This window comes from Leptotrichia sp. (genome assembly GCF_057270615.1).
Window position 1 is genome coordinate 1 of the sequence record NZ_DBHIXN010000121.1, and the last position, 1877, is coordinate 1877.

The 1877-nt window shown below is 27.8% G+C and carries 2 protein-coding genes; both read right to left on the reverse strand.

Going from position 1 to position 1877, the window contains the following annotated elements; genetic code table 11:
- Positions 1-124: 124 nt before the first annotated feature.
- Complete coding sequence (locus ACO409_RS10780) at positions 125-865, reverse strand: ABC transporter permease (RefSeq protein ID WP_485557141.1); 741 nt, start codon at positions 863-865, stop codon at positions 125-127.
- 170 nt (positions 866-1035) lie between these two features.
- The gene (locus tag ACO409_RS10785; protein WP_485557143.1) at positions 1036-1671 is read right to left on the reverse strand and encodes a TetR/AcrR family transcriptional regulator; all 636 of its coding nucleotides are present in this window, start codon (positions 1669-1671) and stop codon (positions 1036-1038) included.
- Positions 1672-1877: the final 206 nt, after the last annotated feature.

Sequence of the window (1877 nt, forward strand, 5' to 3'; positions counted from 1 at the left end):
CTTTCTATATCTAGCTTTAAATGCAAGAATTTTTCTTCAGGAGCATAAATACTAATTTATACAGCTTTTCTTCTAAAGCAATCATCAAAGAATTATCACTTTACTTCCATTAAATTCAGATATACTACTTGATATTAATATCTGATTTTGAAATAGTATAAATTGAACACGAAACAATCATTAAACTTATGAAACTTGCAAATATCAAAAAGAATAAGTTATCAGCAATATTATTAGATAAACTTCCTGGACTTACATTTGAAAGTAATGCTGCTAAACCAAGTCCTGTAAGCATTGTTATAGCTGTTGAATGCTTAATCATACCTAAAACAAATGGTAGTATTCCGATTAATACCGTCCCAAACGTAATTCCAGCTAAGTCAATCATTTGATTAGCTACTGGGATATAATTTGATTCAGTTAAAACTGCTACTAATTTAATTAATAATTGAATCACTAAATGTGCAGTAAAATGAGCAATAAATGATATCAGAATTACTGTAAGCACTTTTCCCCATAGTAACTTTATTTTAGAAACAGGGTAGGAAAACAGCTGAAAAATTGTTCTTCGTTTAAATTCATCAATAATAATCGTAGACAATAAATAAGATTCGAAAATCAAAAATGCTGCTTTTGTAAATAAAGATGAAAACAATGAAGCTACAATTGCCCAACCTTCCCATTTACCAGTAATTCTAATAATATTAGAATCCTGTCCAGTGAATTCTCCTAGTTTATTGTCAGTACCTAATCCCATAATAATGATTGCTGTAATACCTAACACTATAAATATAGTACACAACCAGGCTAAAAATAATTTTGATTTTGAAACTTTATTTAATTCAATTTTAATAAGCGAAAACATAGATTTTTCCTCCAAAAAATTTTGTTAATATTAATGACGCTAGTCAAAAAGCACTTTACATACTTCTGGTATGTAAAAACTAAAAAAGAAACATACTAAAGGTATGTATAATAGTATTTTTAATACCATATCTAGAGTATGGTATTTTTTAAAATATCAATACTTAAAATTTATTTGGCACTTTTTAAGTGATCAAATAAGTTGAAAATTACTTCCATCATTTCATCAGAAATCAACTGCACCCCTAGTCCTTCAAAAGTAAGTTTAATGAAATTCATTTTACGCTTTAAGTCTTCTACTGAATAAATAGAAATTTGAAACCCAATCCAAATATTCAATGTTAAAACAATCAAATCAGCAAGCTCTTCTGGATATTCTGTTTTAATTGATTTATCTTCAACACCTTCGAAAACTTTTTCTCTAATCCCTGGTAAAAAATCAGAAAATAAATTTAGATACTGTTCACCTAATAAACGTGGGCTTCTTAACATAATTGAAGCTGAGTATACAAGCCTCTGTTGTTCCAAATCAGAGAAAGCATCCATCAAAGAATTTTGTATTTTTTCTAATGCAGTATCTCCTCTCCAATTGTAATTTAGAATTTCTTGATTATTTTCGCTAATGATTGATTGCAATATTTCATCTTTAGACTCAAAATGATGATAAATAACACCTTTCGTCAATCCACCTAACCCATCGATTATATCTTGTATTGAGGTATTATCAAATCCTTTTTCTAAAAATAAATCTTTAGAAACTTCTAATATTTTTCTTCTTGTTTCTTCCGGATTTCTATTTCTTGCCATTTTAGTCCTCCTTTTCATACCACTGGTATGTATTTGTATTATAATGTATTAAACTCATAATGTCAAGTTCTTTATTGGAAAATGAAAAAAAGCCTTAAAATCAAGGCTTTTCTATACTTTCACAAATAATCCTAATAAATTTCCATTCAATTTCTTCTAAGCATCTTTTCTAAAAAATAAATTGACAATCTCATCTTCTGAAAAGC